This is a genomic window from Leucobacter chromiireducens (assembly GCF_051993095.1).
In the GTDB taxonomy this organism is placed as follows: Bacteria; Actinomycetota; Actinomycetes; order Actinomycetales; family Microbacteriaceae; genus Leucobacter; species Leucobacter chromiireducens.
Genome location: NZ_CP197024.1, coordinates 1,552,941 through 1,575,828, shown reverse-complemented (window position 1 = coordinate 1,575,828; position 22,888 = coordinate 1,552,941). Strand labels below are relative to the sequence as shown.

The 22,888-nt window shown below is 68.0% G+C and carries 20 protein-coding genes; 5 read left to right on the top strand and 15 right to left on the bottom strand.

Annotated features, from left to right (window positions below):
• Nucleotides 1-3 precede the first annotated feature (3 nt).
• Both leuS and ACR81A_RS07030 read right to left on the bottom strand, forming a co-directional pair.
• On the bottom strand, nucleotides 4-2,526 hold the full coding sequence (gene leuS / locus ACR81A_RS07035) for a leucine--tRNA ligase (protein WP_202383107.1): 2,523 nt from the start codon (nucleotides 2,524-2,526) through the stop codon (nucleotides 4-6).
• Nucleotides 2,527-2,612: 86 nt separating this feature from the next.
• The gene (locus ACR81A_RS07030; protein WP_440313111.1) at nucleotides 2,613-4,010 is read right to left on the bottom strand and encodes an anthranilate synthase component I family protein; all 1,398 of its coding nucleotides are present in this window, start codon (nucleotides 4,008-4,010) and stop codon (nucleotides 2,613-2,615) included.
• Nucleotides 4,011-4,043: 33 nt separating this feature from the next.
• Here ACR81A_RS07030 and ACR81A_RS07025 point away from each other — a divergent pair, with 33 nt between their 5' ends.
• Nucleotides 4,044-5,039, top strand: a complete 996-nt coding sequence (locus ACR81A_RS07025) for a hypothetical protein (protein WP_440313110.1) — start codon at nucleotides 4,044-4,046, stop codon at nucleotides 5,037-5,039.
• Here ACR81A_RS07025 and cydC read toward each other — a convergent pair.
• The 4 genes from cydC to ACR81A_RS07005 all read right to left on the bottom strand — a co-directional run bounded on the left by cydC (nucleotide 5,036) and on the right by ACR81A_RS07005 (nucleotide 11,078).
• Nucleotides 5,036-6,721 carry a thiol reductant ABC exporter subunit CydC gene (cydC, locus tag ACR81A_RS07020; protein ID WP_440313109.1) on the bottom strand — a complete coding sequence of 562 codons (1,686 nt, stop codon included), beginning with the start codon at nucleotides 6,719-6,721 and terminating at the stop codon, nucleotides 5,036-5,038. The genes ACR81A_RS07025 and cydC overlap by 4 nt on opposite strands.
• A complete protein-coding gene (gene cydD, locus ACR81A_RS07015; RefSeq protein WP_202383104.1) occupies nucleotides 6,718-8,400 on the bottom strand; it encodes a thiol reductant ABC exporter subunit CydD in 1,683 nt (560 codons plus the stop codon). Before cydD ends, cydC begins: the two co-directional genes overlap by 4 nt.
• Nucleotides 8,401-8,594: 194 nt before the next feature.
• Nucleotides 8,595-9,623 (bottom strand): cytochrome d ubiquinol oxidase subunit II, encoded by a 1,029-nt coding sequence (gene cydB, locus ACR81A_RS07010; RefSeq protein WP_440313108.1) that lies wholly within the window; start codon nucleotides 9,621-9,623, stop codon nucleotides 8,595-8,597.
• 15 nt (nucleotides 9,624-9,638) lie between these two features.
• Nucleotides 9,639-11,078 (bottom strand): cytochrome ubiquinol oxidase subunit I, encoded by a 1,440-nt coding sequence (locus ACR81A_RS07005; protein WP_202383102.1) that lies wholly within the window; start codon nucleotides 11,076-11,078, stop codon nucleotides 9,639-9,641.
• 330 nt (nucleotides 11,079-11,408) lie between these two features.
• Here ACR81A_RS07005 and ACR81A_RS07000 point away from each other — a divergent pair, with 330 nt between their 5' ends.
• The 3 genes from ACR81A_RS07000 to ACR81A_RS06990 are packed head-to-tail and all read left to right on the top strand — an operon-like array spanning nucleotide 11,409 to nucleotide 14,220.
• Complete coding sequence (locus tag ACR81A_RS07000) at nucleotides 11,409-12,062, top strand: DedA family protein (protein ID WP_440313107.1); 654 nt, start codon at nucleotides 11,409-11,411, stop codon at nucleotides 12,060-12,062.
• A 38-nt stretch (nucleotides 12,063-12,100) separates the two neighbouring features.
• Nucleotides 12,101-13,150, top strand: coding sequence for an App1 family protein (locus ACR81A_RS06995; RefSeq protein ID WP_337249003.1), 1,050 nt, complete (start codon nucleotides 12,101-12,103; stop codon nucleotides 13,148-13,150).
• A complete protein-coding gene (locus tag ACR81A_RS06990) occupies nucleotides 13,147-14,220 on the top strand; it encodes an FUSC family protein (protein WP_202383100.1) in 1,074 nt (357 codons plus the stop codon). The genes ACR81A_RS06995 and ACR81A_RS06990 overlap by 4 nt, the downstream gene beginning before the upstream one ends.
• Before the next feature lie 95 nt (nucleotides 14,221-14,315).
• Here the strand turns inward: ACR81A_RS06990 and ACR81A_RS06985 are convergent, their stop codons facing one another.
• Complete coding sequence (locus ACR81A_RS06985) at nucleotides 14,316-14,873, bottom strand: YceI family protein (RefSeq protein ID WP_202383099.1); 558 nt, start codon at nucleotides 14,871-14,873, stop codon at nucleotides 14,316-14,318.
• A gap of 132 nt (nucleotides 14,874-15,005) precedes the next feature.
• On the opposite strand from ACR81A_RS06985, the gene ACR81A_RS06980 reads away from it, so the two are divergent.
• Nucleotides 15,006-15,689 (top strand): mismatch-specific DNA-glycosylase, encoded by a 684-nt coding sequence (locus tag ACR81A_RS06980; RefSeq protein WP_440313106.1) that lies wholly within the window; start codon nucleotides 15,006-15,008, stop codon nucleotides 15,687-15,689.
• On the opposite strand, the gene ACR81A_RS06975 is transcribed toward ACR81A_RS06980, so the two are convergent.
• The 8 genes from ACR81A_RS06975 to ACR81A_RS06940 form a co-directional block, all read right to left on the bottom strand.
• Nucleotides 15,686-16,432 (bottom strand): type 1 glutamine amidotransferase, encoded by a 747-nt coding sequence (locus ACR81A_RS06975; RefSeq protein WP_337249002.1) that lies wholly within the window; start codon nucleotides 16,430-16,432, stop codon nucleotides 15,686-15,688. The genes ACR81A_RS06980 and ACR81A_RS06975 overlap by 4 nt on opposite strands.
• Complete coding sequence (locus ACR81A_RS06970) at nucleotides 16,429-17,754, bottom strand: Mur ligase family protein (RefSeq protein WP_202383097.1); 1,326 nt, start codon at nucleotides 17,752-17,754, stop codon at nucleotides 16,429-16,431. The genes ACR81A_RS06975 and ACR81A_RS06970 overlap by 4 nt, the downstream gene beginning before the upstream one ends.
• 23 nt (nucleotides 17,755-17,777) lie before the next feature.
• Complete coding sequence (gene trmD, locus ACR81A_RS06965) at nucleotides 17,778-18,515, bottom strand: tRNA (guanosine(37)-N1)-methyltransferase TrmD (protein ID WP_202383096.1); 738 nt, start codon at nucleotides 18,513-18,515, stop codon at nucleotides 17,778-17,780.
• A complete protein-coding gene (gene rimM / locus ACR81A_RS06960) occupies nucleotides 18,512-19,156 on the bottom strand; it encodes a ribosome maturation factor RimM (RefSeq protein ID WP_202383095.1) in 645 nt (214 codons plus the stop codon). Before rimM ends, trmD begins: the two co-directional genes overlap by 4 nt.
• A complete protein-coding gene (locus ACR81A_RS06955; protein WP_202383094.1) occupies nucleotides 19,156-19,437 on the bottom strand; it encodes an RNA-binding protein in 282 nt (93 codons plus the stop codon). Before ACR81A_RS06955 ends, rimM begins: the two co-directional genes overlap by 1 nt.
• Nucleotides 19,438-19,442: 5 nt before the next feature.
• Nucleotides 19,443-19,877 carry a 30S ribosomal protein S16 gene (rpsP, locus tag ACR81A_RS06950; protein ID WP_202383093.1) on the bottom strand — a complete coding sequence of 145 codons (435 nt, stop codon included), beginning with the start codon at nucleotides 19,875-19,877 and terminating at the stop codon, nucleotides 19,443-19,445.
• Nucleotides 19,878-20,017: 140 nt separating this feature from the next.
• Complete coding sequence (locus tag ACR81A_RS06945) at nucleotides 20,018-21,541, bottom strand: aminopeptidase P family protein (protein ID WP_440313105.1); 1,524 nt, start codon at nucleotides 21,539-21,541, stop codon at nucleotides 20,018-20,020.
• 21 nt (nucleotides 21,542-21,562) lie between these two features.
• Nucleotides 21,563-22,864, bottom strand: coding sequence for an alpha/beta fold hydrolase (locus tag ACR81A_RS06940; RefSeq protein ID WP_440313104.1), 1,302 nt, complete (start codon nucleotides 22,862-22,864; stop codon nucleotides 21,563-21,565).
• Between the last annotated feature and the right edge of the window lie 24 nt (nucleotides 22,865-22,888).

Here is a 22,888-nt window from a genome sequence, read left to right as displayed (position 1 = left end):
GGCCTAGGCGGGCTTCGTCGCGATGCTCACGATCTTCGGCACTCGGACGACGGTGTGCACGACGGTACGATCGCCGATCGCGCGCTGCACAGCGGACGAGGCACGAGCGGCAGCTTCCGCCTCCGCCTCCGAGACCGACGCGGGCAGCGTGAGGCGGTCGCGCACCTTGCCATCGACCTGCACCACCATCGTCACCTCGTCCTCAACCAGCAGATCGGGATCGGCCTTCGGCCAGGTGCTCAGCGCCACCGTCGCCTCATGCCCGAGCTTCGCCCACATGTCCTCAGCGGCGAACGGAGCGAACAGCGAGAGGATCTGCGCGATCGCCTCGGCGGACTCGCGGACGGCGGGATCAGCGACCCCAGCTCCCGAGTCGATCGCCTTACGCGTCACGTTCACCTGCTCCATGAGGCGCGCGACGACCACGTTGAACTTGTAGCCCTCGATGAGCGTAGGTGCGTCGGCGAGCAGGTGATGCGTCGCGCGCCGGAGTGCCTTGTCGCCGCCCACGGCGTCCGTGCCAACGGGCGCGCCCGCGCGCTCCACGTCGTCAGCGATACGCCAAGCGCGGGCCAGGAACTTCGCGGAGCCCTGCACGGACACGTCAGCCCAGTCGATGTCGTCCTCGGGGGGCCCAGCGAACGCGAGGGTGACGCGCAGTGCGTCGGCGCCGTGCGCCTGGAGCTCGCTCGCGAACTCAACGAGGTTGCCCTTCGACTTCGACATCTTCGCGCCGTCCTGCAGCACCATGCCCTGGTTGAGCAGCGAAGTGAACGGCTCCTCGAAGTTCAGGTAGCCGAGATCGTGCAGCACCTTCGTGATGAAGCGCGAGTAGAGCAGGTGCAGAATCGCGTGCTCCACGCCACCTGCGTACTGATCGATCGGACCCCAGGTGCGGGCCTGCTCGGGATCGAACGCCTGCGTGCTGTCGTTCGCTGACAGGAAGCGGAGGAAGTACCACGAGCTGTCCACGAAGGTGTCCATCGTGTCGGGATCGCGGGTCCAACTCTCACCGGTTTCCGGGTCCACCACGGTGGCCCACTCGGTCGCGGCACCGAGGGGCGAGGAGCCCTTCGGCTTCAGGTCGAGCCCCTCAGAGGCGGGGAGCTCGACGGGCAGCTGATCCTGCGCGACCGGGCGCATCTCGCCGTCGGCCCCGTGGAGAATCGGGATCGGGGTGCCCCAGTAGCGCTGACGCGAGATCAGCCAGTCACGCAGGCGGTACGTCGTGGCGGCGCGGCCAGTGCCGCGCGCCTCGAGTACCTCGATCGCCTTCGCGATCGCCTCGGTCTTGCCGAGCCCGTCGAGCTCGGCCGAGTTGACGAGAACGCCCTCACCGGCGGTCGCGATGCCAGACTCAGCGGGATCGGGCAGCTGCGCGCCGTCCTCGTCGCGCACGTCGACAACCACGCGCACCGCGAGATCAAACTTGCGCGCGAAGTCCAGGTCACGCTGATCGTGCGCGGGCACGGCCATGATCGCGCCGTGGCCGTAGTCGGCAAGCACGTAGTCGGATGCCCACACGGGAATGCGCTCGCCGTTCACGGGATTGATCGCGTAGCGGCCCAGGAAGACGCCCGTCTTCTCGCGCTCCGTGCTCTGGCGCTCGATCTCGGTCTGCTTCTGCGTCTGCTCGAGGTATGCCTGGAACTGCATGCGCACATCGGCGTCCGCCTCGGCGACCAGCTCTGCGGCAAGATCGGCGTCGGGAGCAACCACCATGAAGGTCGCGCCGTGCAGCGTGTCGGGGCGGGTCGTGAAGACCGGCACCTTCTCGGCGCGGCCCTCGATCTCGAACTCCACCTCGGCACCGCGCGAGCGGCCGATCCAGTTGCGCTGCATGTTCAGCACCTTGGTCGGCCACTGACCCTCGAGCTGATCGAGGTCGTCGAGCAGGCGGTCCGCGTAATCGGTGATGCGGAAGTACCACTGCGTGAGCTTCTTCTTCACGACGATGGCGCCCGAGCGCTCCGACGTCCCATCAGCGAGCACCTGCTCGTTGGCGAGCACGGTCTGGTCTACCGGATCCCAGTTGACCCAGCTCGCCTTGCGGTACGCGAGGCCCTTCTCGTACATCTTGAGGAACAGCCACTGGTTCCAGCGGTAGTACTCGGGGTCGCTCGTGTGCAGCACACGGCTCCAGTCGAACGACGGAGCGTAGAGCCGGAAGCTCGCCTTCTGCTGCGCAATGTTCGCGTAGGTCCACTCGCGGGGATCGACGCCGCGCTTGATAGCCGCGTTCTCCGCGGGAAGGCCGAAGGAGTCCCAGCCGATCGGGTGGAGCACCTCGTACCCCTGCCCGCGCCAGTAGCGCGCAAGCACGTCACCAAAGCAGAACGCCTCGGCGTGACCCATGTGGAGGTCGCCAGACGGGTAGGGGAACATGTCGAGGACGTACTTCTTGGGGCGTTCTGCGTCGCCCGAGCCCACCTCAAACGGTTTCAGCTCGTCCCAGACGGGAAGCCAGCGATCCTGAATCGCCTGAAAGTCGTAGCCCTCGGCATCACGGCCCTGCTGCTCGGTCACACACACCTCGATCTTGGTTCGCCTCGTCGCGCGACGGCGCGACACATACCCTCCAGGTTACCGCGTTCGACCGGGATCCCTGCCGCTTACTCGTTCACCGTGTCGAGCGCGCTCAGCAACGCTGCCGCCTTCAGGTGCTTCTCCGCCAACTCCGTGGCGGCGCGCGAATCTGCGGTGATCCCCCCGCCGGCGCCGATCCGTGCTTCGCGGAGGGCCCCCGTGCCGCGGAACTCGACCCCCCGAATCGTCATTGCGAGCTCCGCGTCGCCGTCCGCATCCAGCCAACCGAAACACCCCGCGTACAGCCCGCGCGGGCCCGCTTCAAGTCCCCGGAGAATCTCCACCGCCCGCCGCTTCGGTGCGCCCGTCATCGAACCGCCGGGGAAGCAAGCGGCGATCACCTGCGAGGTCTGCTGCCCGGGCCGCAGCGTGCCCGACACCGTGCTGACGAGCTGATGCACGTGCGGGTGCTGCTCAACACGAAGGAACCCCGACACCGCGACAGACTCGGGAGCGCACACGCGCGAGAGGTCGTTGCGCATCAGGTCGACAATCATCAGGTTCTCCGCGCGCTCTTTCGGGTCCCGCTGCAGCTCAGCCGCCAACTGCTCGTCAGCCGCCGGAGAGTCGCCGCGCGGCCGGGTTCCCTTGATCGGGTGTGTCGCGACGCGCGCGCCCCGCACGCTGAGAAAGCGCTCGGGGCTGGCGCTGACGAGCGCGCGCCCCGGCGTGACGATGAGCCCGCCGCGCAGCGCGCCTGCCCGCTCCCGCAGCCGCAGAAACACGTCGAGCGGGCGTGCTCTCGTCGCAAGGCTGAGCGTGTCGGTGAGGCAGAGCACGTACGCCTCGCCCTCACGAATCGCGGACTTGCACGCCTCGACCGCGGCTTCGTAGCTGGGGTCGTCGTGCCGCCAGCGCCCGGTCTGCGGCGCACCGCTCGCTCGGGCGTCCGCCGCACGCGTGGCGTGAGTGGAGCGCGCAGCCATGCGAGGTTCATCGCCTGGTGCGCCCTCGCTGAGCAGCGCACCGTAGCGTGTCAGCCATTCATCGATGCTGGCCTGAGACCCGGCGCGCAATTCGCCGCGCTCACCAGCGACGGCGATCACCACGTCCGCCCGAAGCGCCAGCGCCGCGGGAGCGGTATCAGGCGTGGGATCGAGGCCGAGGAGCGCCTCGCCGAACTCGTAGCCGAGCGCGGCCACCCAGCCGGCGCAGAACCCTGCCGCGTCCCCGGATGCTGGTCCGGCCGCGCCCGAGATTCGCTCGAGAAACTCGTGCGGCCGGCCCGCCACGGGGACAGCGAGCTCCGCCGCGATCCCGAGGTAGCTCACAGGAGGTTCACCCGGCGCCGCGGCGGCACCATCGAGCCAGAACCACGATTGCGTACGCTCATCGAGGGCCGCGCTCAATCGCTGGGCGAGCCCGATCGCACCGCCGACAATCGTCACTGCGCGCCGTGCCCGCCCCGCTTCTGTCTCCGCCACCCGCTCAGCGTAGCGCGGTGGTACGCTCGCGACATGACGGAGCAGGCTGGCGTGCGCGAACTTCTCGTCGCCGACTCGTTCCGCGTGCGCGTGCGCGACGGCGTGGCCGAGGTGCGCGGCTGGCAGGCGCACCTCGACCGCTTCCGCGGCTCCGCGGTGGAAGCGCTGGCCGCCCCGGAGTCCGTGCGTGCCGCCGAACGGGACGCACGGGAGCTCACAGCGCGGCTTGCCGACGCCGCCCGTGAGGCGCTACTCTCCCCCACACACCGTGGCGCATCGTCGTCATTCGAGGTCGCTGCCGCGCCGATCCCACTGGGTGAGAACGACCGCGCGCGGCTCACCGCGTTCCTCACGGCGGCGCGCGGCGAGATCGCCGCCGCGGGCGCGGGCTTCCCCCGACTTGAGCTGTGGCGCGAGTCAGACGGCACCACGTCGTTTGACCTTTCCCTCCGCCCGCTCCCCGAGCTGCGCGATTCCATCGAGCTGCGCACAGCAGGTCCGGTGGAACTCAAGCACGCCACCCGCAAGGGGCCGAACATCGGCGCGCTCACTCGGCTCAATCGCGAGCTGGGCGCAGAGGCGCTCCTCCTCAGCCCGACGGGCACCGTGCGCGAGGGTGCGACAACGAGTCTCATCGTCTGGGGTGACGATGGCGATCGCTCTGGCAGGGTCATCGCTTCCCAGGAGCGGGTGGCCTCAGTCACCGAGGACCTGCTCGTCGAAGCGGCAGCCCGTCGACTCGTCGGCACGAAGCCCGAGCGGTCGCGGGGCGGCGCCCTCTCACGGGGTGGTTTCGGCACCCCCAGCGGCGGGCTCGGGAGCTCACACAGCGGCTCGGACCGCGGCACGGACCGCGACACAGACCCGACGCCCGAGCAGCTCCTGGGGCACGAGGTGTGGGCCGTGAACGCCCTGCACGGGATTCGGCCGGTGTCGCACCTCGACGGGGTCGCGCTCCCGCTTCCGGTCGGCCCACGGCTCGCCTGGTTCCGCGCGGCGCTCGAACGGGCCTGGCAGCCCGTACGTTAGGCGGCAGGTGCCTCGAGGTGCAGACGCGTGGCCTCGATCCCGCTCGGCAGCTCGGTGTGCGTGATCAGGATCACCGCGCGATCCTCGGGCACCGCGCCGACAAGGTCGGTGAGCAACCGGTCGGCAAGCTCGCGGTCCACTCCCGCCGTCGGCTCATCGAGCACGACGATCGGGAAGTCGGCGAGGAGCGCGCGTGCGAGAGCGATGCGCTGCGCCTGCCCACCCGAGACGAGCGCTCCGTGCTCGCCCACCTGCGCGTCGAGGCCACCCCGGGAGCGGGCCCAGTCCCCCAGGCCCACGCGGTCAAGCGCGGCCATCAGCTCGTCGTCGCTCGCGGTGTCTCGCGCGAACTTCAGGTTCTGCCGCAGATCAGCGTCAAAGAGGTGCGGCTGCTGCTCGCACAGGCCCACCGTCTCACGGACCACCGCGATGGGAAGCTCACGCACTTCGCTGCCGCGCAGGCGATACGAACCGCAATAATCGAGGAATCGCACGAGCGCGAGGGCGAGCGTGCTCTTGCCGGCTCCGCTCTCTCCCGTGACGACGAGCGTCTCGCCGGCGTTCACCTCGAAGCTCACCCCGCTGACCGCGTCGCGCGCGGCGGCCGGGTGACGCACCGTGAGCGCTTCGACCGCGAGGAGCGGCGCGCAGGGCACTGCGGGCCCAGTCTTCGCGGCGGACCCGGGGGTCTCCCACGGAATCTCAGCGGGCAGCGGCGTCTCGGTGAGTGCCGCGACGCGATCCGCGCTCGACTGCACCACCCTGCGTGCGGCGAGAGCCGCGGGCACCTGGGCGAACACTTCGAACACCGCAGCGGGAACGACCACGGCTGCGGCGAACAGGGGCGCCGAGAGGCCCGCGCCCACCGCGGGGGCGAGCGCAAGGAGCGTCACGACCGAGGCGAGTCCGGCCGCACCCGCGAGGATCGCGCCGCTCGTTCCGGCGGAGCGAGCACGGCGCAGCTGCACCGCCGAGAGCCGGGCCTCGGCCGCGGCGATTCGATCGCGCTGAGCGCCGAGCGCACCGTACGCAGCGAGCACCTCGGAGGCGGCAAAGCGCTCGAGCAGCGCGTCGACGAGGCCGGCGCGCGCGGCGCTGAGTTCGCGATCCGAGGCGCCCGCGGAGCGCTGCGCGAGCCAGACGGCAAGCGCGCCGGAGAGCACCAGGATAGCGGTGAGAATGAGGGCCGCCACGGGCGAGATGAGCGCGATCACGACGATGCTGAGCGCCACGACCGTGGCACTGACCGCGAGCGGCTGCCGCACGCGCAAGGGCTCATCCTGCAGCTGATCGACGTCGTCGACGAACGCGGCAAGCACCTCTCCACGGCGGTGCGACTCGATTGCGCCGGGAATGCGCGGAATCAGCGCGGTAAACGTGTCAGCGCGGAGCGACGCGAGCTGAGCGAGTGCGGCGTCGTGGCTGAACATCCGCTCGGTGTAGCGGAATGCGGCGCGGCCGATCGCGAGGGCACGCACGCCCACGATCGCGAAGGTGAGGTGCAGGATCGGCGGCTGCTCTCCGGCTCGCACGATCAACCACATGCTCAGGCCGAGCAGCGCGACGACGCAGCCGTCGGCGAGCACGCCAAACGCAAGCCCCGGAAAGCGACGCTGCGCGGAGGGCAGGGCCCGCGCGAGCACGCGGCGGCGTGCGGCGGTGAGGTCCGTCTGAGTGCTCATCGCGCGAGCTCCTTCGTCTCGTCGACCGGAGCCGCGGTGATGCGCACCACCCGGTCTGCCGAATCAATCACTTCGGCTCGATGACTCACCACGAGCACCGCGCGTCCGGTCTCGGCCTCAGCCCGCAGGCTCTGGCACACCGCACGCTCCGTATCTCGATCGAGCGCGGAGGTTGGCTCATCGAGCAGCAACGCGGCGTCAGGCCCCAGGGTCCACGCACGATACAGCGCTCGCGCAATCGCGATGCGCTGTGCTTGGCCGCCTGAGACTCCCGCGCCGGCGGCGCCCAGCATCAACTCGGGATCCAGCTCGGGGAGTGCCGCCGCGGAAAGCGCGCGACGCACGAGCGCGGGATCGGCGGGCGCCGCCGATCCCAAGCTCACGTTTTCGGCGACGGTGCCCTGCAGGAGGCCTGGGCGCTGTCCCGACCAGGCCACGTGCTTCGGGCGCGTGAGCCGACCAGCAACAGGCGTCACGAAGCCGAGCAGGGCAGCGAGCAGGGTGGACTTGCCCGCGCCAGAGGGGCCGGCGAGCGCGACGACCTCACCGGGCGCGACGCGAAGGTCGACCGGTCCCACGGCGATGCGGTCACCACGCGTGATGCACACGGCTGCGAGCTCGATCTCGCCCCCCGCTGCGGCGGCGACAGTGCCGGCCGCGCCCGGCTGCGTCTCATTCTCTTCGCCCTCAATCAGCGCGAAGACGTCTGCCGAGGCAGAGAGCCCCTCGGTTGAGGCGTGGAAGGCAGCGCCGACCTGGCGAATGGGGATGAACACCTCGGGCAGAAGAAGCAAGACGAAGAGGCCGAGTCCGAGTGGGAACTCAGCGCTCACGAGGCGCGTTCCCACCGTCACGGCGACCAGCGCAATCGAGAAAGTGCCTGCGAGATCGAGCACGAAGCCGGACAGGAATGTGACGCGCAGCACCTTCATGGTGCGCGAGCGATACTCGTTCGTGGCACGCGCGATCCGCGTCGATTGCCGATCTTCGCGGCGGAAGATCTTCAGGGTTGCGAGACCTGACACGGCGTCGAGGAACGAGGTGGAGAGGTGCTGCAGCTGTTCCCACTGCCGGTCCTGCACGCTCTGGGTTGCCATGCCGATAAGGATCATGAAGACGGGGATGATCGGGAAGACGATGAGCACCGTGATCCCGCTCACCGGGTCTGCGATCAACACCGCGAGAATCAGGATCGGCGTCGCAATCGCGGTGAGGATGAGCTGCGGCACGTAGCCGGAGAAGTAGCCGTCGAGCGCGTCAAGACCACGGCCCAGTACGGTGGCAAGCTCGGCGTCGGAGCGGCCATCACCGCGCTCGGGGGTCCGCGCGTCGATCGCGGTGAGCGCGGCGGCGCGCAGCTCGGACTTCACGCGTACCGCGCCGCGCGCGGCAACCGTGTCCATCCCCCAGGCAGCGAGCGAGCGGACGCACAGCGCGAGGACGGCCCCGCCCACGAGCAGCGGAAGGTGATCCTGCGCGAACGCTCCCTCGGCGATGCGGCCCGAGCCCCCACCCTCGCCCGCGAGCGCGGGAAGCGCGACGACCGTGATGGTCTGCGCGAGGAACCAGCTCCAGGCGAGAATCGCGAGTGTGCGGATCAGACCGAGCACTCCCCCGAGCAGGAACACGCTGCGCGCAGCGCGGGCGTGACGAAGCAGACGCGGATCGAAAGGTTTCACGAGCATCCTGTTGCGGTCGGAGGGGCGAGAACGAGCTGAGAGCGCGCCATACTCGAGTCTATGGGAGCAGCGCGGCGTACATCTGATGAAACCCCGGGTGGAAGCGCACGGCCCCGGGAAGTGATGATCACCTCCCGGGGCCGTGTGCGCGGCGTGCACTGGGCGCGTGACGAAACCACGCGCCCAGCGAGCACCTAGTGTGCGCCCGCGGGGATGACGTCCCGCGAGAGGCGCTTGCGGAACACCCAGTACGTCCACGCCTGGTAGGCGAGCACGAGCGGCAGGGTGAACACGGCAACCCAGGTCATCAGCTCGAGGGTCTTCTGCGAGCTCGCAGCACCCTCAATCGACATCGAGTAGGCGGGATCGATGCTCGAATGCATCAGGTTCGGGAACAGCGCCATGAAGATGGTCAGCAGCGCGAACGCGATTGCAACGGCGTTGCCCGTGAATGCCCAGCCTTCGCGACCCCGGAGGTTCGCAACCCACGCACCAATCAGTGCCACTGCGGCAACAACCGCGCAGGTGACGATCAGCCACAGGGTGTCGCTCTCGAGGTGCTGCACGATCGTCCAGATGAGGAACGCAGCGCCGGCGACGATCGCCGCGATGCCGACCTTGGTCGCGAGTGCCCGAGCGCGCTCACGCATGTCTCCAACCGTCTTCAGCGCTACGAACACGAGTCCGTGCGTGAAGGTGATGAGCAGCATGGTGAGGCCGCCAAGCAGGCCGTACGGGTTCAGCAGCGTCAGCAGCGTGCCCTCGTAGATCCAGCCCCCGCCCTCGAGCGGCGCGATCGGCACGCCCTGCACGAGGTTCGCAAACGCGACACCCCAGAGCAGCGGCGGCAGGACGGAGCCCCAGAAGATGAACTGATCAAACCAGCGGGTCCAGTTGCGGCCCTTGCCCTGGTGACGGTACTCGAACGAGACACCGCGGAGGATCAGCGCGACCAGGATGAGCAGCAGCGCGAGGTAGAACCCCGAGAACATCGTCGCGTACCACTCAGGGAACGCTGCGAAGAGCGAGGCGCCAGCCACAATCAGCCAGGTCTCGTTGAGGTCCCAAACCGGGCCGATCGTGTTGATCAGCAGGCGGCGGTCGGTGTCGTCCTTGCCGAGGAACGGCAGGGACATGCCCACGCCGAAGTCGAAGCCGTCGAGCACGAAGTACCCGATGAGCATGACACCGACAATCAAGAACCAGAGTGTGGTGAGTTCCATGTTGGCTTCGCCTCCTTAGTAAACCGTGGCCAGGGCCTGCTGGTCGGGCTCGCCTTCGGCGTCATTCTCGATCGCCGGCGGTCCCTCCTTCGCGGCCTTCGTGATGAGCTTGAACTCGACGACTGCAAGCGCACCGTACACGATCGTGAAGACGATCAGTGACACGAGCACCGCCCAGCCGGGCACACCCGGCGACACGCCTTGTTCGGTGGTCATCACCCCGAACACGATCCAGGGCTGGCGGCCCATCTCAGTGAAGATCCAGCCGACGAGCGAGGCGAGCATCGGGATCGGTGCCGTCCAGATGGCGACCTTCCACGTCCACGCCGGCAGCTCGGTGTTCTTGCGGGTGAGCCACAGGCCCACGGCAGAGACGAGCGCCGCGATCGCGCCAAGTCCGATCATCCAGCGGAACGCCCAGTAGGTCACCCAAATGATGGGGGCGAACTGGCCGTCCGTCGGACAGGTCATCATCGAGTCAGCACCGCAGTACATGGCCTCGTAGTCGCTCTGCAGGTTGCGGATGCCCTCGACCGAGCCGTCGAACGTGCCGGTCGAGAGGAACGACAGCAGGTACGGGATGCGGATCGAGAAGATCTCGTGCGCGCCGTCCGGGGTACCCAGGCTGAAGATCGAGAACGATGCGTCGGCACCCGAGGCGTTCTCATAGAGCGCCTCGGCGGCAGCCATCTTCATCGGCTGCGTTTCCGTCATCACCATGCCGAGCGAGTGGCCGGTGAGGCCCACGCCCAGGAACGCGATGATGTTCGTCCACGCGCCGAAGCGCAGCGCCGTGCGCATCTCGTCAACAAACTGGTTGCGCTTCAGGTGCCAGGCAGCGACCGCCACCATGACCGTACCGGCGAACATCAGCGCCGCGAAGATCGTGTGCGGGAATTGCGTGATCGCGACGGGGTTGAGGAGCACATCGCCGATGCTCTCAAGCTCGGCACGCCCCTTCTCTTCGTTCAGGTTGTAGCCGACCGGGTTCTGCATGAATGCGTTCGCCGCGAGGATGAAGTACGCAGAGAGCACCGTGCCGATCCAGACGAACCAGATGGTCATCAGGTGGATCTTCTTCGGCAGCTTGTCCCAGCCGAAGATCCAGAGCCCAATGAAGGTCGCCTCAAAGAAGAAGGCGATGAGGCCCTCCATCGCAAGCGGTGCACCGAAGATATCGCCGACGAAGCGCGAGTAGTTCGACCAGTTCATACCGAACTGGAACTCCTGGACGATGCCAGTGACGACACCCATCGCGAAGTTGATCAAGAAGATCTTGCCGAAGAGGCGCGTCAGCTTCAGGTACTTAACCTTGCCGGTGCGAACCCAGACCGTCTGCAGAATCGCGACGAGCAGGCTCAACCCGATGGTCAGCGGCACAAAGATGAAGTGGTACAGCGTTGTCAAGCCGAACTGCCATCGAGCAAGCGTCAACGCGTCGAGGAATTCGTTCATGTATCGCTCCTGAACGAAGGAGGTGGTACCCCACACATGGAGCCACACTCCCGTAGTGAGATCCGCCACGAGATGTAATTCTCGCCGGAGCTCCCGATCGGCGATCGGGTCTTCACAGAATACCAATATCTGTGAATCACCTGCGAATCAATTTTGATATCAACAAACTTTTACCTCGGGCACAAGGTACTTTTTTCTCGACGCCAAACAAACTCGCGGCACGCACGATGTTGGGAAGTTACCAGAGCGTCGGGGCCCAGGGAATGGGCCCACGGTACCGTCAGCGGATCCACGGGAACGCTGGGATCACCGCTCACTACACTCGGTGAAATGACGGAGCTCCTCGACACGATCATCGCCGCGCTACGCGACCTCGATCCGGCGATCCGCACCCTGATCGCGGGGATCGGGATCCTGCTCGAGACCTCAGTGTTCGTGGGCCTCATCGTGCCAGGTGACACCATCGCGCTCGTGGCCGCGCTCGGCGTGGACGGCACGGCGCAGTTCGCCTGGCTCGTGTTCGCCCTCGTAGCGGGTGCGCTCGCCGGCGAGAGTATCGGTTTCGCGCTGGGCCGCTGGGTCGGGCCGAGGCTGCGTGCGAGCCGCCTCGGGCAGCGGCTCGGGGAAGACAAGTGGCGCCTCGCTGACCACTACCTCGGTGAGCGGGGCGGGGTCGCGGTGTTCCTCTCCCGCTTTCTTCCCGTGCTGCACTCGCTGATCCCGCTCACCGCGGGCATGACCGGCATGAGGTACCGCACGTTCTTGAAGTGGACCGCGGCCGCGAGCGTGCTCTGGTCGCTCATCGTCGTCTCCCTCGGCGCGGGCGCGGCGGCGGGCTATGAGCAGCTCGCGGGGCGCGTGAAGGGCGCCGGCTACATCTTCGTTGGCGCTGCAATCCTCGTTCTACTGATTCTCTGGGCCCTCAAGCGCGCGTTCTTCTCCCGGGAGCGTCGCCACCTCGAGTCCGGTGAGGATGCGGCGTAGCGCGCAGCGCATCAGCCAAACGCTCTAGAATGTCTTAGGTGACTGCCCCCGACCAGCCCGACTCCCGCCCCCGCTTCGCGGCGCGACTTGAGGACTGGATCCATGTCCGCCGTGCCCGCCGTGCCGTCTCGCGCGGAAAATCGCCGTCGGTCATCCCGTACATCGGGTATGGCAGCACCGAGTGGGTGCGCGTGCTCGGCCGAGTGCTGTACCTGAAACCCGACACTCGCGAGCACACTCGCTTCCGGCCCGATGTCGCGCAGGTCTCGCGTGTGCGCGGCTGGCGCACCTTCACGAGCTTGTCGGCGCCGCACGAGCGCGTTCGCGTACACATCGACGGACAGTTCGTCGCGGAGGTGACCGCCGATCGCGGCGGCGTCATTGACTCCATTGTTCCGGTGCAGCTCTCCCCGGGCTGGCACACGGTCTCACTGCAGACCGGCGACAGCGAAGTCGCCGACGCCCCCGTCAACATCGTTGATCCTGCCGCGAAGTTTGGGGTGCTCTCGGACGTGGACGACACGATCCTCATCACGGCGCTCCCCAAGCCCTTCGTTGCCGCCTGGAACAGCTTTGTGCTCGACGAGCATGCCCGCTCGGCCACCCCCGGCATGGCCGTGATGCTCGACCACCTGGTCGCCCGGCACCCCGGCTCCCCCGTTGTGTACCTCTCGACGGGCGCGTGGAACGCCGCTCCCGCGCTCAGCCGGTTCCTCGCACGCAATCTGTACCCGATGGGCCCGCTGCTGCTCACGGATTGGGGCCCCACGCACGATCGCTGGTTCCGCAGCGGGCGCGAGCATAAGCAGCGTGAGCTGAAGCGCCTCGCTGCCGAGTTTCCCGAGGTCCGCTGGGTGCTCATCGGTGACGATGGTCAGCACGACGAGTCGCTGTACCACGAGTTCGCGACCGCGCACCCGCAGAACGTGGCCGCCGTTGCGATCCGACAGCTCTCGATTGGCGAGGCCGTGCTCGCGGGTGGTCGTTCGAAGGCTCGACTCAACCGAACCACGAGCGGTGTGCCGTGGGTGTACGGACCCGACGGGGCGACGCTCCGCGAGGAGCTGCGCAAGCTCGGCGTGCTGTGAGCGGGCCCACCACTCACCCGTTCCGGAGGTTCGAACGGAACCTCACCGGGCGCTTCACGGTGGCTGTCCGCCCGTCCTGGTACCAACTTGCGAAGGCGGCCGCGGCGGCGATCCTCACCTGGTTCACCTGCCTGCTCATCTTCCCCGAGCAGCTGCCCATCTTCGGCGCGATTGCTGCTCTGATCGTCATGCAGGACAATGTCGATCTTTCGCTCACGCGCGGCATCGAGCGCGTCGTGGGCGTGCTCGTCGGCATCTCGGTCGCGCTCGGCGCCGGGGCGCTCTTCGGCCCCCAGTCGTGGCTGTTCATCGCGGCGATTGTCGTCGCGATGGCAGTGGGTTGGCTGCTGCGCATGTCGCCGTCGTCCACAAACCAGATCGCGATCACCGCACTCCTCATGATCGCGCTCGGCGGCCTCGAACTGCACTATGGGGCCGAGCGGCTCATCGAGACCGCGATCGGCGCGGCCATCGGTGTCGCCCTCAACGCGCTCGTCGTTGCCCCCGTGAAGAATTCCTCGGTCAACGAGGCGATTGTGGCGCTCACCGATCACTCAGCCCGTGTGCTCACGCGCATCGCCGACGCGCTCGACGAGCCCCGCGATCGCGCGTGGCTGGCCGAGATGCTTGCCGAGGCCCGCACGCTGCAGGATGAGCGCGGCCGTGTCCACGATCTGCTCCGTCAGGCCCGCGAGAGCCTGCGCTTCAATCCCCGGAGTCGCCGCTACCGCCAAGGCCTCGCCGACGACGACGCACTCTTCCAGCGCCTCCAGCGCATCGTGACGCAAATCATCGGTATGGCTCGAGCGACGGCAGACCTCTACGATCCCGAACTGGTGACCGATCCATCCGTGATCGGCATGGTCGAGGAGATGCGGCGGGCCGCCCACGATCTTGAGCGCCTCGGGCACCTCACCTCCGACGTGGCGGCCACGAGCCCCATCGAACCTCCCGCGCTCACACAGCCCTACACGATCCCGCAGCCCCACCCCGAGCACTGGGTGTTGATTGGCTCGCTCATGGAGGATCTCCGGCGGGTGCGGGGTCGCATCACTGGCGAGCTCGACTGAGGCCAGGCCCCCAGACGTGCGAGGGGCGGGGCACCACCCGGAAGGTGATGCCCCGCCCCGCTCGCCCGGCGCAGTGCGGCGCCGCGCAGGCGCGCTTACGCCTGGAGTGCCGCCTGAACGTCGATGTTGATCGTCACGTCAGAGCCGAGCAGCAGGCCGCCCTTCTCGAGGGGCGCGTTCCAGCTGAGACCGAAGTCCTCGCGCTTCACGGTCGTGGTTGCGGTGAAGCCGGCCTTGTAGTTGCCGTAGCCGTCCTCGCCGAAGCCACCGAACTCAAAGTTGAAGGTGACGGGCTTCGTCACGCCGCGCATGGTGAGCTCGCCGTCGACCTTGAAGTCGCCGTTCTCCTCGCGCGCACCGGTCGAGACGAAGGTGAGCTGCGGGAACTCTTCGGCAGCGAAGAAGTCGCCGGTGCGCAGGTGGCCGTCGCGGTTCTTCTCGTTCGTGTTCACCGATGCAACGTCGGCAGACGCGGTGACAGTCGACTCGAGGGGGTTTTCGGCGGTCACGAAGGTCGCGTCGAAGTTCTCGAACTTGCCCTTGACCTTGCTGATGGCGAGGTGGCGCACAGAGAAGCCGACCTCGGAGTGGGTGGGGTCGATCACCCAGGTGCCTACGCGGTAGCCGGGGATCTGCTCAGCGGTGATGGTCATGCTCTGCCTTTCGTTTGGGGGCGGTACACGGGGTGCAACAGATACATGCAAACGAATATTCCTTGTTTCCCGAAAAACTATTCCGCCGGGCGCGTCGGCACTGCGTCTGCCGTCATTCGCTACCCTGGAGCCATGTCTCAGCGCCGGCCCTCACCCCTCGGCGGAGCGCGGCCGCGCCGCGAGGAACTCGCCCGCTTCGCCAGCCACGCCCCAGGAGCAGCCGACGAGCCTGGCACGCTCGATGACGTGCTCCCGGATGGGCCCGGCGATCCCGCGCTGCGATTGCTCATCGTTGGCGTCAATCCGGGGCTCTGGACCGCGGCCGTAAACGCCCCATTCGCGTACCCGGGAAATCGTTTCTGGCCCTCGCTCCACCGAGCTGGCCTCACAGACACCCTCGTCGAAGCAAGCCGGGGGCTCTCGCCCGCTGACGAGCGTCAGCTCATCGACCGCGGGATCGGGATCACCAACCTAATTGGGCGCGCCACGGCTGCCGAGCGCGACCTCACGCGGGAGGAATATCCCACTGCGGGGCGACGCCTCGTGGAGCGGATCAGCGAGCTCCGTCCGCACACGGTCGCAATTGCCGGCATTGGTGCGTTCCGCAAAGCGTTTGCGCAGCCCCGGGCCGCGCTCGGCAGGCAGGACATCGAGCGCATTCCTGGGTGGCCCACCGACATCCAGCTCTGGGTGGTCCCCCAGCCCAGCGGCCTCAACGCACACGAGACCGTCGAATCGCTCGCGGAGAAGTGGCGGGCGGTGTGGGCCGACAGCGCTGAACAGAACTGGGGTTCCAGCGGAGAGGTGCGCTCTTAGCGGGGTCGCCGCTTTGCGCTCTCGCGGGCGCGGAGCACCGTCTCGCCGACCACGGCGCGCGGCTCGAAGCTGCCGTAGCGTCGGCGAGCCGCTTCGCCAATGAGGAAGTCGCTCAGTGCCGGGTTCTTCGGGAGGAGCGAGCCGTGCAGATAGCTGCCGATCACGTTGCCCGTGCGGGCGCCCTCGACCCCATCGTTCGGGTTGTTTCCCGCTCCCTGCACCACGCGGCCCAGCGGCTCGGAGCCCGGCCCCAGTGTGGTGTTGCCGCTGTGATTCTCGTAGCCGATGATCTCACCGAACTCGGCGGTGTCGAGCACGATGTTGCCGATCATGCGCTCGGTGCCGCCGCGAGTCTCGACGTCCAGCACGCCAATGCCAGCGAGCTCTTCGCCCGTGTGCGTGATGAAGCGGTGGCCAAAGAGCTGGTAGAGCCCACACACCATCAGCATGGGGACCCCGTCCGTGGCGAGCGCACGGATCTCATCCGCGCGCGCGGCGAGGTCGGCAGCAACACGGCCCTGGCCTGAGTCCTGGCCACCGCCGCCGACCACGATATCGATCTGCTGCGGCAGGACGTCGCCCGGGTTGATCTCCACCACGCGGGGCGCAAAGCCGTGCGCGCGTGCGCGACGCTCGAGAGCGAGGACGTTGCCGCGATCCCCGTAGATGTTCATGTCGCGCGGATAGAGCGACACGATCACGAGTTCGCGAGAGCCCTCCCCCGCAGAAACTGCTGCGCTCACCAGATGTCCTCCACATCAGTCAGCTCCGCGAGTGCGCGGCGGAGTTCGAGCATGGCCGTATAGGTGCAGTAGATGCGTCGCGGCTGACCCATGGTGCGCTCCCGGAACGCTGCGAGTGCACGGCCGAGATCCTCCTCGACTGCGCCGACCGGAACATCATCGTGCTCGAGCCGCAGCGCCATGTCCCACGCGCGGGCACCGCTCACGGTGTCCACGCCCGCGGGGGCGAGCGAGCTGAAATCCACGTCCCACAGCCAGGACATGTCGCGCCCATCCGCGTACTGGTCGTTGATTGCGATCATCGCGGCGACGCCGTCGGCGGCAAATGATGCGAGGCCGAGACGGAACCCCGCGGGATTCTTCACGAGGACGAGCTCAAGCGGCTGGCCGTCGAGCTCCAGTTGCTCGCCGCGACCAAACGCCGGGCGCACCTCGGCGAGCGCCTCGACAATGCGCGCGGTGTCCGCGGGCGGGGCGATCCGGGCCGCGCGATCCGGCAGTGGGCCAGCGGCGAGCACCTGGCGCACGACCGCGAGCGCGGCTGCCGCGTTAAACGTGTTGTACAGGCCCTCGAGTTTCAGGCTGGTCCGATGCGACGCATCGTCGATTTGGAACACCGCCTCGTGGTCACCCAGCTCCACGAGCGTCACGTCGGCGCCGCCAGCCGGGCCCTCGCGCACGGCGGGAGCTCCCGCGTGGAAGTCGTCGTCGCTCGGGAACGTCGCCAGAAGGTCGTCGGACAAACCGAACTCACGCACATCGACGGCGGCGGACCGCTGGCGCGTGCGCTCCCCGATCTCGCGGATCAGCCGATCCTCGCGGTTGACCACGAGCCCTTCGCTTGTCGCGTCCGCGATGCGCTGCAGCAGCTTCGCAGTCGTGTCGATTTCGCCGAAGCGGTCGAGCTGATCTCGCAGCACATTGAGCAGCAGCGTGAAGCGCGGCGGCACGCGGTCGATGAAGTACATCGCGTGCGCCTCATCGAGTTCGAGCACGGCGATGTCTGCGTCGAGGCGGCCGGCGAGCGACCCCTCGGCAACCGCCGCGGCGACGACTCCGCGCGAGAAGTTCGAGCCCGTGCGGTTTGTGAAGACCCGAAGCCCCTGGGCCTCGAGCATCTCGACGATCATCTTCGTGGTCGTCGTCTTGCCGTTCGTTCCGCTCACCGCGACCACCCCGTAGGGCAGCCGGCCGAGCACACGGCCGAGGAAGCCCGGATCAAGCTTCTCGACGACAAGCCCGGGGATTGCCGAGCCGCCACCGCGCAGGCGCGCCGCCTGCCGAACGCTCTTCCCGATGAGGGCGGAGATCACATCACGCATGGAGCAAGCCTAGTGGAGAGGGACTAGTCGTCCGCTGCGTGGCGGCCGGCGGACTCGCCGCGCTGCTCGCGCGTGAGGAGCTCGGGGCGCACGCGGCGCGTACGCTCAACGCTCTGCTCGGTGCGCCAGGCCGCAATCGCGGCGTGGTTGCCGCTCAGCAGGACCGGCGGTACGGCACGACCGCGCCACTCGGCGGGCTTCGTGTAGCTCGGGTACTCCAGCAGGCCGTCCTCGTGCGATTCCTCGACGAGGCTCTCGGGGTTGCCCACCACGCCCGGCACGAGGCGCGCGATGGCCTCGATCATGGCGATCGTCGCGACCTCGCCGCCGTTCAATATGTAGTCACCGATGCTGACGAGCCGCACGCGACCCCGCTCGGCATACTCCTCGAACACACGCTGGTCGATCCCCTCGTATCGACCACAGCCGAACACCAGGTGCGGTTCCTCCGCGAGCTCACGCGCCATGCGCTGGGTAAACACCTCGCCAGCGGGCGACGGGAAGATGATGAGCGGATCGGGATCAGCCCCATCCTCTGCGAGCACCGCGTCCAGCGCAGTGCCCCAAGGTTCCGGCTTCATGACCATGCCCGCGCCGCCACCGCTTGGCGTGTCGTCAACGGTGCGGTGCTTGTCGTGCGCGTGCTCGCGCAGATCGTGGACGCGCACGTCCACGATGCCGCGCTGCTTTGCCTTGCCGAGCAGTGAGAGCTCGAGCGCGTCAAAGTAGCCGGGGAAGATCGAGACGACGTCGATCCTCATGCGCCGGTCTCCTCATCGCGCACGCGCGCCGCCGGTTGCCCGGCGTCCGGACCGCCCGCGATCTCGGCTTCGCGCTCCACGAACAGCCCGGCAGGCGGGGTGACGTGCACCACGCCGGCCTCGATATCGACGCTCGGCACGATCTGCTCGACGAACGGCACGAGCACCGCGCCGGTCTCGGTCGTGACGACCAAGAGGTCCTGCGCCGGGAAGTGCTGCACCTCGGCCACGACACCGAGCTTCCGCTCGCCTTCGACAACGTCAAGCCCAACGAGCTGGTGGTGATACCAGGCATTCTCTTCCTCGCCATCGGCCACGGCATCCTCGTCAATCCAGAGGATTGCCCGCACGATGCCCTCGGCAGCGGTGCGATCGGGGAGCTCCGCGAAGAAGCCGACCGGCGAGTCGTTAAACCAGCGCAGCTCGCGCAGCGTGATCGTGCGCCCAAACCAGGGCGACTCCTCGGGGACCTGAAGGTAAAACTCGGCGCCTGGCACGAAGCGCAGCTCCGGGTTGTCCGTGAAGAGCTCGAGCTTGATGCCGCCCTTCAGGCCGTGCGGCTTCGTCAGACGGCCAACACGCAAACTCCCCGCCCCGCTAGCGGGACGGGGAGCATGCGCGCGCCCGGAGGCGCCGGCCATCAGGCGTCGCTTCCGGTCGAGACGGCCTCGGCGGCGTCGTCAGTATCGACGACGTCAACGCGCACGCGCTCACCCGCGGCAAGCGAGTTCACGACGGTGCGCAGCGAGGAGGCGGTGCGGCCGCCACGGCCGATCACGCGACCGAGATCCCCGGGGTGCACGCGCACCTCGAGCACCTCGCCGCGCGATCCACCGCGGGCGTCAACCCGCACTCGATCCGGATGGTCAACGATTCCTCGGACGAGATGTCCGAGGGCGTCAGCGAGCGCCTGTTCAGCCAAGAGGATTAGTCCTCGGTGGTCTCAGCGGCCTCGGTGGCCTCCTCGGCGGGAGCCTCAGCAGCCTCCTCAGCGGGGGCCGCAGCCGGCTTCTCAGCCTTGGGACGAAGAACGGCCTTCTTCGAAGCGTCTGCCTCGAAGACAGCCTTCGCCTCGGGAGCCTTGACCTGCGACTCGGTCGAGCCCTCGCCCGAGAACTTGCCCCAGTCACCCGTGAGCTTGAGGATCGCTGCAACCTGCTCGGTCGGCTGTGCGCCGACGCTCAGCCAGTACTGTGCACGATCCGAGTCAACCTCGATGAAGGAGGGGTTCTCGGTGGGGTGGTACTTGCCGATCTCCTCGATCACACGACCGTCGCGCTTGGTGCGCGAGTCGGCAACGACGATGCGGTAGTAAGGTGCGCGGATCTTGCCGAGGCGCTTGAGGCGGATCTTGACTGCCATGAGATGACTCCTTGATTGTGAAACGACGACACGCGACGAAACTGGGCCGCTGCGCGAAAGCCTGGGCACGCGAATGCGTGAACTCGTCTATTTTGCCACAGCGACACCCTGTTTCGCAATTTTTGCTGGGACCAGGAGTTTTAGAGTCCACCTCCGAGCTGATCCGCCATCCAGGCCTCAATTCCTGCCGCGTCAATGGGCAGTGCGTCGCTCAACACCTCGGTGCCGCTGTCGGTGACGATGAGGTCGTCCTCGAGCCGCACACCGATCCCGCGCAGCTCAGGCGGCACGGTCTCGTCCCACGCGTGGAAGTAGAGTCCCGGCTCAACGGTCAAGGCCATGCCTGCCTGCACGGTACCCCCGAGATACGCCTCGTAGCTCGAGCCGTCGCAGTCGTGCACGTCGAGACCGAGATGGTGGCCGACGCCGCACACGATGTACCGACGATGCTGTTGGCCGTGCTCCGAGAGCGCCTCATCGACCGACACGGGGAGCAGCCCCCAATCCGCGAGTCCGCGTGCAATGACTTCCATGCTTGCCGCATGGAAGTCCGCCCACGGCCGCCCGGGGGCAACCGCCGCGAGGCCAGCGCGGTGCGAGCGCTCAACGAGGTCGTGCACCTCGCGCTGCACCGCACTGAAGGTGCCGCTCGCGGGGAGCGTACGCGTGACGTCTGCCGTGTAGCCCGAGCGTCCTTCCACACCCATGTCGAGAAGCAGGAGTTCTTCGGGCAGGATCTCGCCGTCCGCACGCACCCAGTGCAGCACGGGCGCGTGCGCTCCGGACCCGACGATCGTCGTGTACCCCGGCGCCTGACCCACCGTGCGGGCGTGGCGATCAAAGGTGCCCTGCAGCCAGCGCTCTCCCCCGCGCTCGATGGCGCGCGGGATTTCACGACGCACCTCGGCGAAGCCGTCCACCGTGTTGAGGATGGCACGGCGGAGTTCGGCGACCTCCCACGCGTCCTTGAACATGCGCAGCTCGGAGAGCACGCGTGCGAGCTCGGCAGAGCGCGGCGTCCCCTCGAGGTGCGCTCCCGCCCCCGCCGCCACGACAGCGGCGCCCGCGACGAGCGCGCCCACCGGGAGTCGCAGCTCGGCGATCGGCTTCACGGTGAGGCCCAGCGCTGCCTGCAACTCGGCGACTCCCGGCTGCGGCCCCACCCACAACTCGCCGTGCGCAGCAGACGCATGGAACGCTGCCTCCCCGGGGCGCGCGGGCGGCGTGACGTAGAGCACCGCGTCATGGCCGCCCGCCGCGGGCGTGAGCACGAGGACACCGTCTTCGACGCCGTACCCAACGAGCCAGAGGAAATCGCTGTCGGCACGGAACTCGAAGAAGTTATCGTTCACGCGCAGCTGCGCACGACCCGCCGTGATCACGAGCGCCTGGCCGGGCAGCTCGGCAGAGAGCCGGGCGCGGTGCGCTGCCGCAGCTTCTGCCGCCCCAGTTTCCACGCGCGGCGTGCGATCCGCCTCCCCCCAGCCGGTACTGATCCACTCCGTGAAACCCGGCGTGGTGGACAGCAGCGGCATGCGCGGATCGCGCCGTACCGCGCGCGAGTTCGGCATTCCGGACTCCCAGTCAACAGTGCGGACCGCGGCGCCGAGCCCGGACAGGCTCGTGGCGTGGGGTGCGTGGGAGGCGTGCGAGGCGTGGGACATCAGTGATTCTCCTCCTGAGAACTAGTTGCGGGTGGTGGGGGTGCCGCCGAGCCGATGCTCGAGGGCGGTGAAGAGCCGCTCGGCGACACCGTCGTGGTGAACGCCATCGTGCTCGAATTCGTTCGTGACCCAAGCATGCAGCGCAGACACGCGCGCCGCGGTGTCGAGCGACAGCCCCGCGTCGACGTACATATCGTCGAAGTAGACGGCCGCCTCCACCGGCACAGCGTTCTGCGCGAGCTTTGCGGTGTCGTACATTTCGATCGGCCATTCTCGCGCAGCGAGTATTTCAACTCCCGCGCGGAAGCCGCGGAGCGCGCGGATCTCCTCGAACATCCAGGGGAATACCATCTCGCCCGTGAAGAGCAGTGACCTGGCGCCGGGAGCGAACTCGGGCCGCGCATCGCGCTCGCGCTGCGCCGCCCAGGCGGAGGGACCCGGCCCGTAGATGCTCTCCTGCAATGCAATGAAGAGCGGATTCGTGGCAAACCCCGTCGCCTCACCCACCGTCTCGAGGAAGGTGTCGCTCAAGCGTGTCTCGTCCGCGTCGGCGAAGGCTTCGTCGAGGAGCCAGTGCACCCGGTCGAAGCCCGGGGCCATACCGAAGTCGAGTCCCAGCGTCTGGAATCGCTGCACGGTGAGGCGATCCCCATCCGCGAGTCGCACGTCCTCCGCCTCGAGCAGGTCCGCGATCCGGTCCACCCGACCCGTGAGGTGCGGGGCCCGCTCTCGGAACACCCGATTCTTCTCGAGCACGCGCGGGAAGGTGCGGCGGTACACCTCTGCGGGATCAGGCTCGAGCGCGGCGAGCCCACCCGTCACTGCCGAAGCCACGAGCGCCTCCGGCGCGGTGGAGAGGTAGTGCAGCGTGAGGAAGCCGCCATAGCTCTGCCCAATCGACCACCACTGGCGCCCGGCGTAATGCGTCGCGCGCACCGCCTCAAGATCTCGCACAATCGAGTCCGCACGGTGGAGCGACAGCCGCCGTGCTGATTCTTCGGCTGGCAGCTCGGCGAAGTCTCTGCCGGAGAGCGGTGTGGAGCGGCCCGTCCCCCGCTGGTCCGGGATCACGAGTCGGAACCTGCGGAGCGCTGCCCCCACCCACGAGCTTCGGGCGAGCGGGCGCGTTCCCTTGCCGCCAGGACCACCCTGCAGGTGGACGAGGAGCGGCAGGTCCTCCGAGCGGCGCTCAGCGGCGACGAGCTCGCGTGCGTACACGCGGATCGTTTCACCCTCTGGGTCGTTCCAGTCAAGCGGCACCGTCGTCCACACGTCGCGCGCGACGATGTCCGTGCCAATCAGGTACTCAGCGCTTCGCTGCATGGGGTATCCGTCCTTCCAATGGTG

Coding starts and splice junctions, on each gene's coding strand:
- ACR81A_RS07025 (WP_440313110.1), top strand. CDS start 4,044: ATGACGGAGCAGGCTGGCGTGCGCGAACTTCTCGTCGCCGACTCGTTC.
- cydC (WP_440313109.1), bottom strand. CDS start 6,721: ATGAGCACTCAGACGGACCTCACCGCCGCACGCCGCCGCGTGCTCGCG.
- cydB (WP_440313108.1), bottom strand. CDS start 9,623: ATGGAACTCACCACACTCTGGTTCTTGATTGTCGGTGTCATGCTCATC.
- ACR81A_RS07005 (WP_202383102.1), bottom strand. CDS start 11,078: ATGAACGAATTCCTCGACGCGTTGACGCTTGCTCGATGGCAGTTCGGC.
- ACR81A_RS07000 (WP_440313107.1), top strand. CDS start 11,409: ATGACGGAGCTCCTCGACACGATCATCGCCGCGCTACGCGACCTCGAT.
- ACR81A_RS06985 (WP_202383099.1), bottom strand. CDS start 14,873: ATGACCATCACCGCTGAGCAGATCCCCGGCTACCGCGTAGGCACCTGG.
- ACR81A_RS06980 (WP_440313106.1), top strand. CDS start 15,006: ATGTCTCAGCGCCGGCCCTCACCCCTCGGCGGAGCGCGGCCGCGCCGC.
- ACR81A_RS06970 (WP_202383097.1), bottom strand. CDS start 17,754: ATGCGTGATGTGATCTCCGCCCTCATCGGGAAGAGCGTTCGGCAGGCG.
- trmD (WP_202383096.1), bottom strand. CDS start 18,515: ATGAGGATCGACGTCGTCTCGATCTTCCCCGGCTACTTTGACGCGCTC.
- rimM (WP_202383095.1), bottom strand. CDS start 19,156: ATGGCCGGCGCCTCCGGGCGCGCGCATGCTCCCCGTCCCGCTAGCGGG.
- rpsP (WP_202383093.1), bottom strand. CDS start 19,877: ATGGCAGTCAAGATCCGCCTCAAGCGCCTCGGCAAGATCCGCGCACCT.
- ACR81A_RS06945 (WP_440313105.1), bottom strand. CDS start 21,541: ATGTCCCACGCCTCGCACGCCTCCCACGCACCCCACGCCACGAGCCTG.
- ACR81A_RS06940 (WP_440313104.1), bottom strand. CDS start 22,864: ATGCAGCGAAGCGCTGAGTACCTGATTGGCACGGACATCGTCGCGCGC.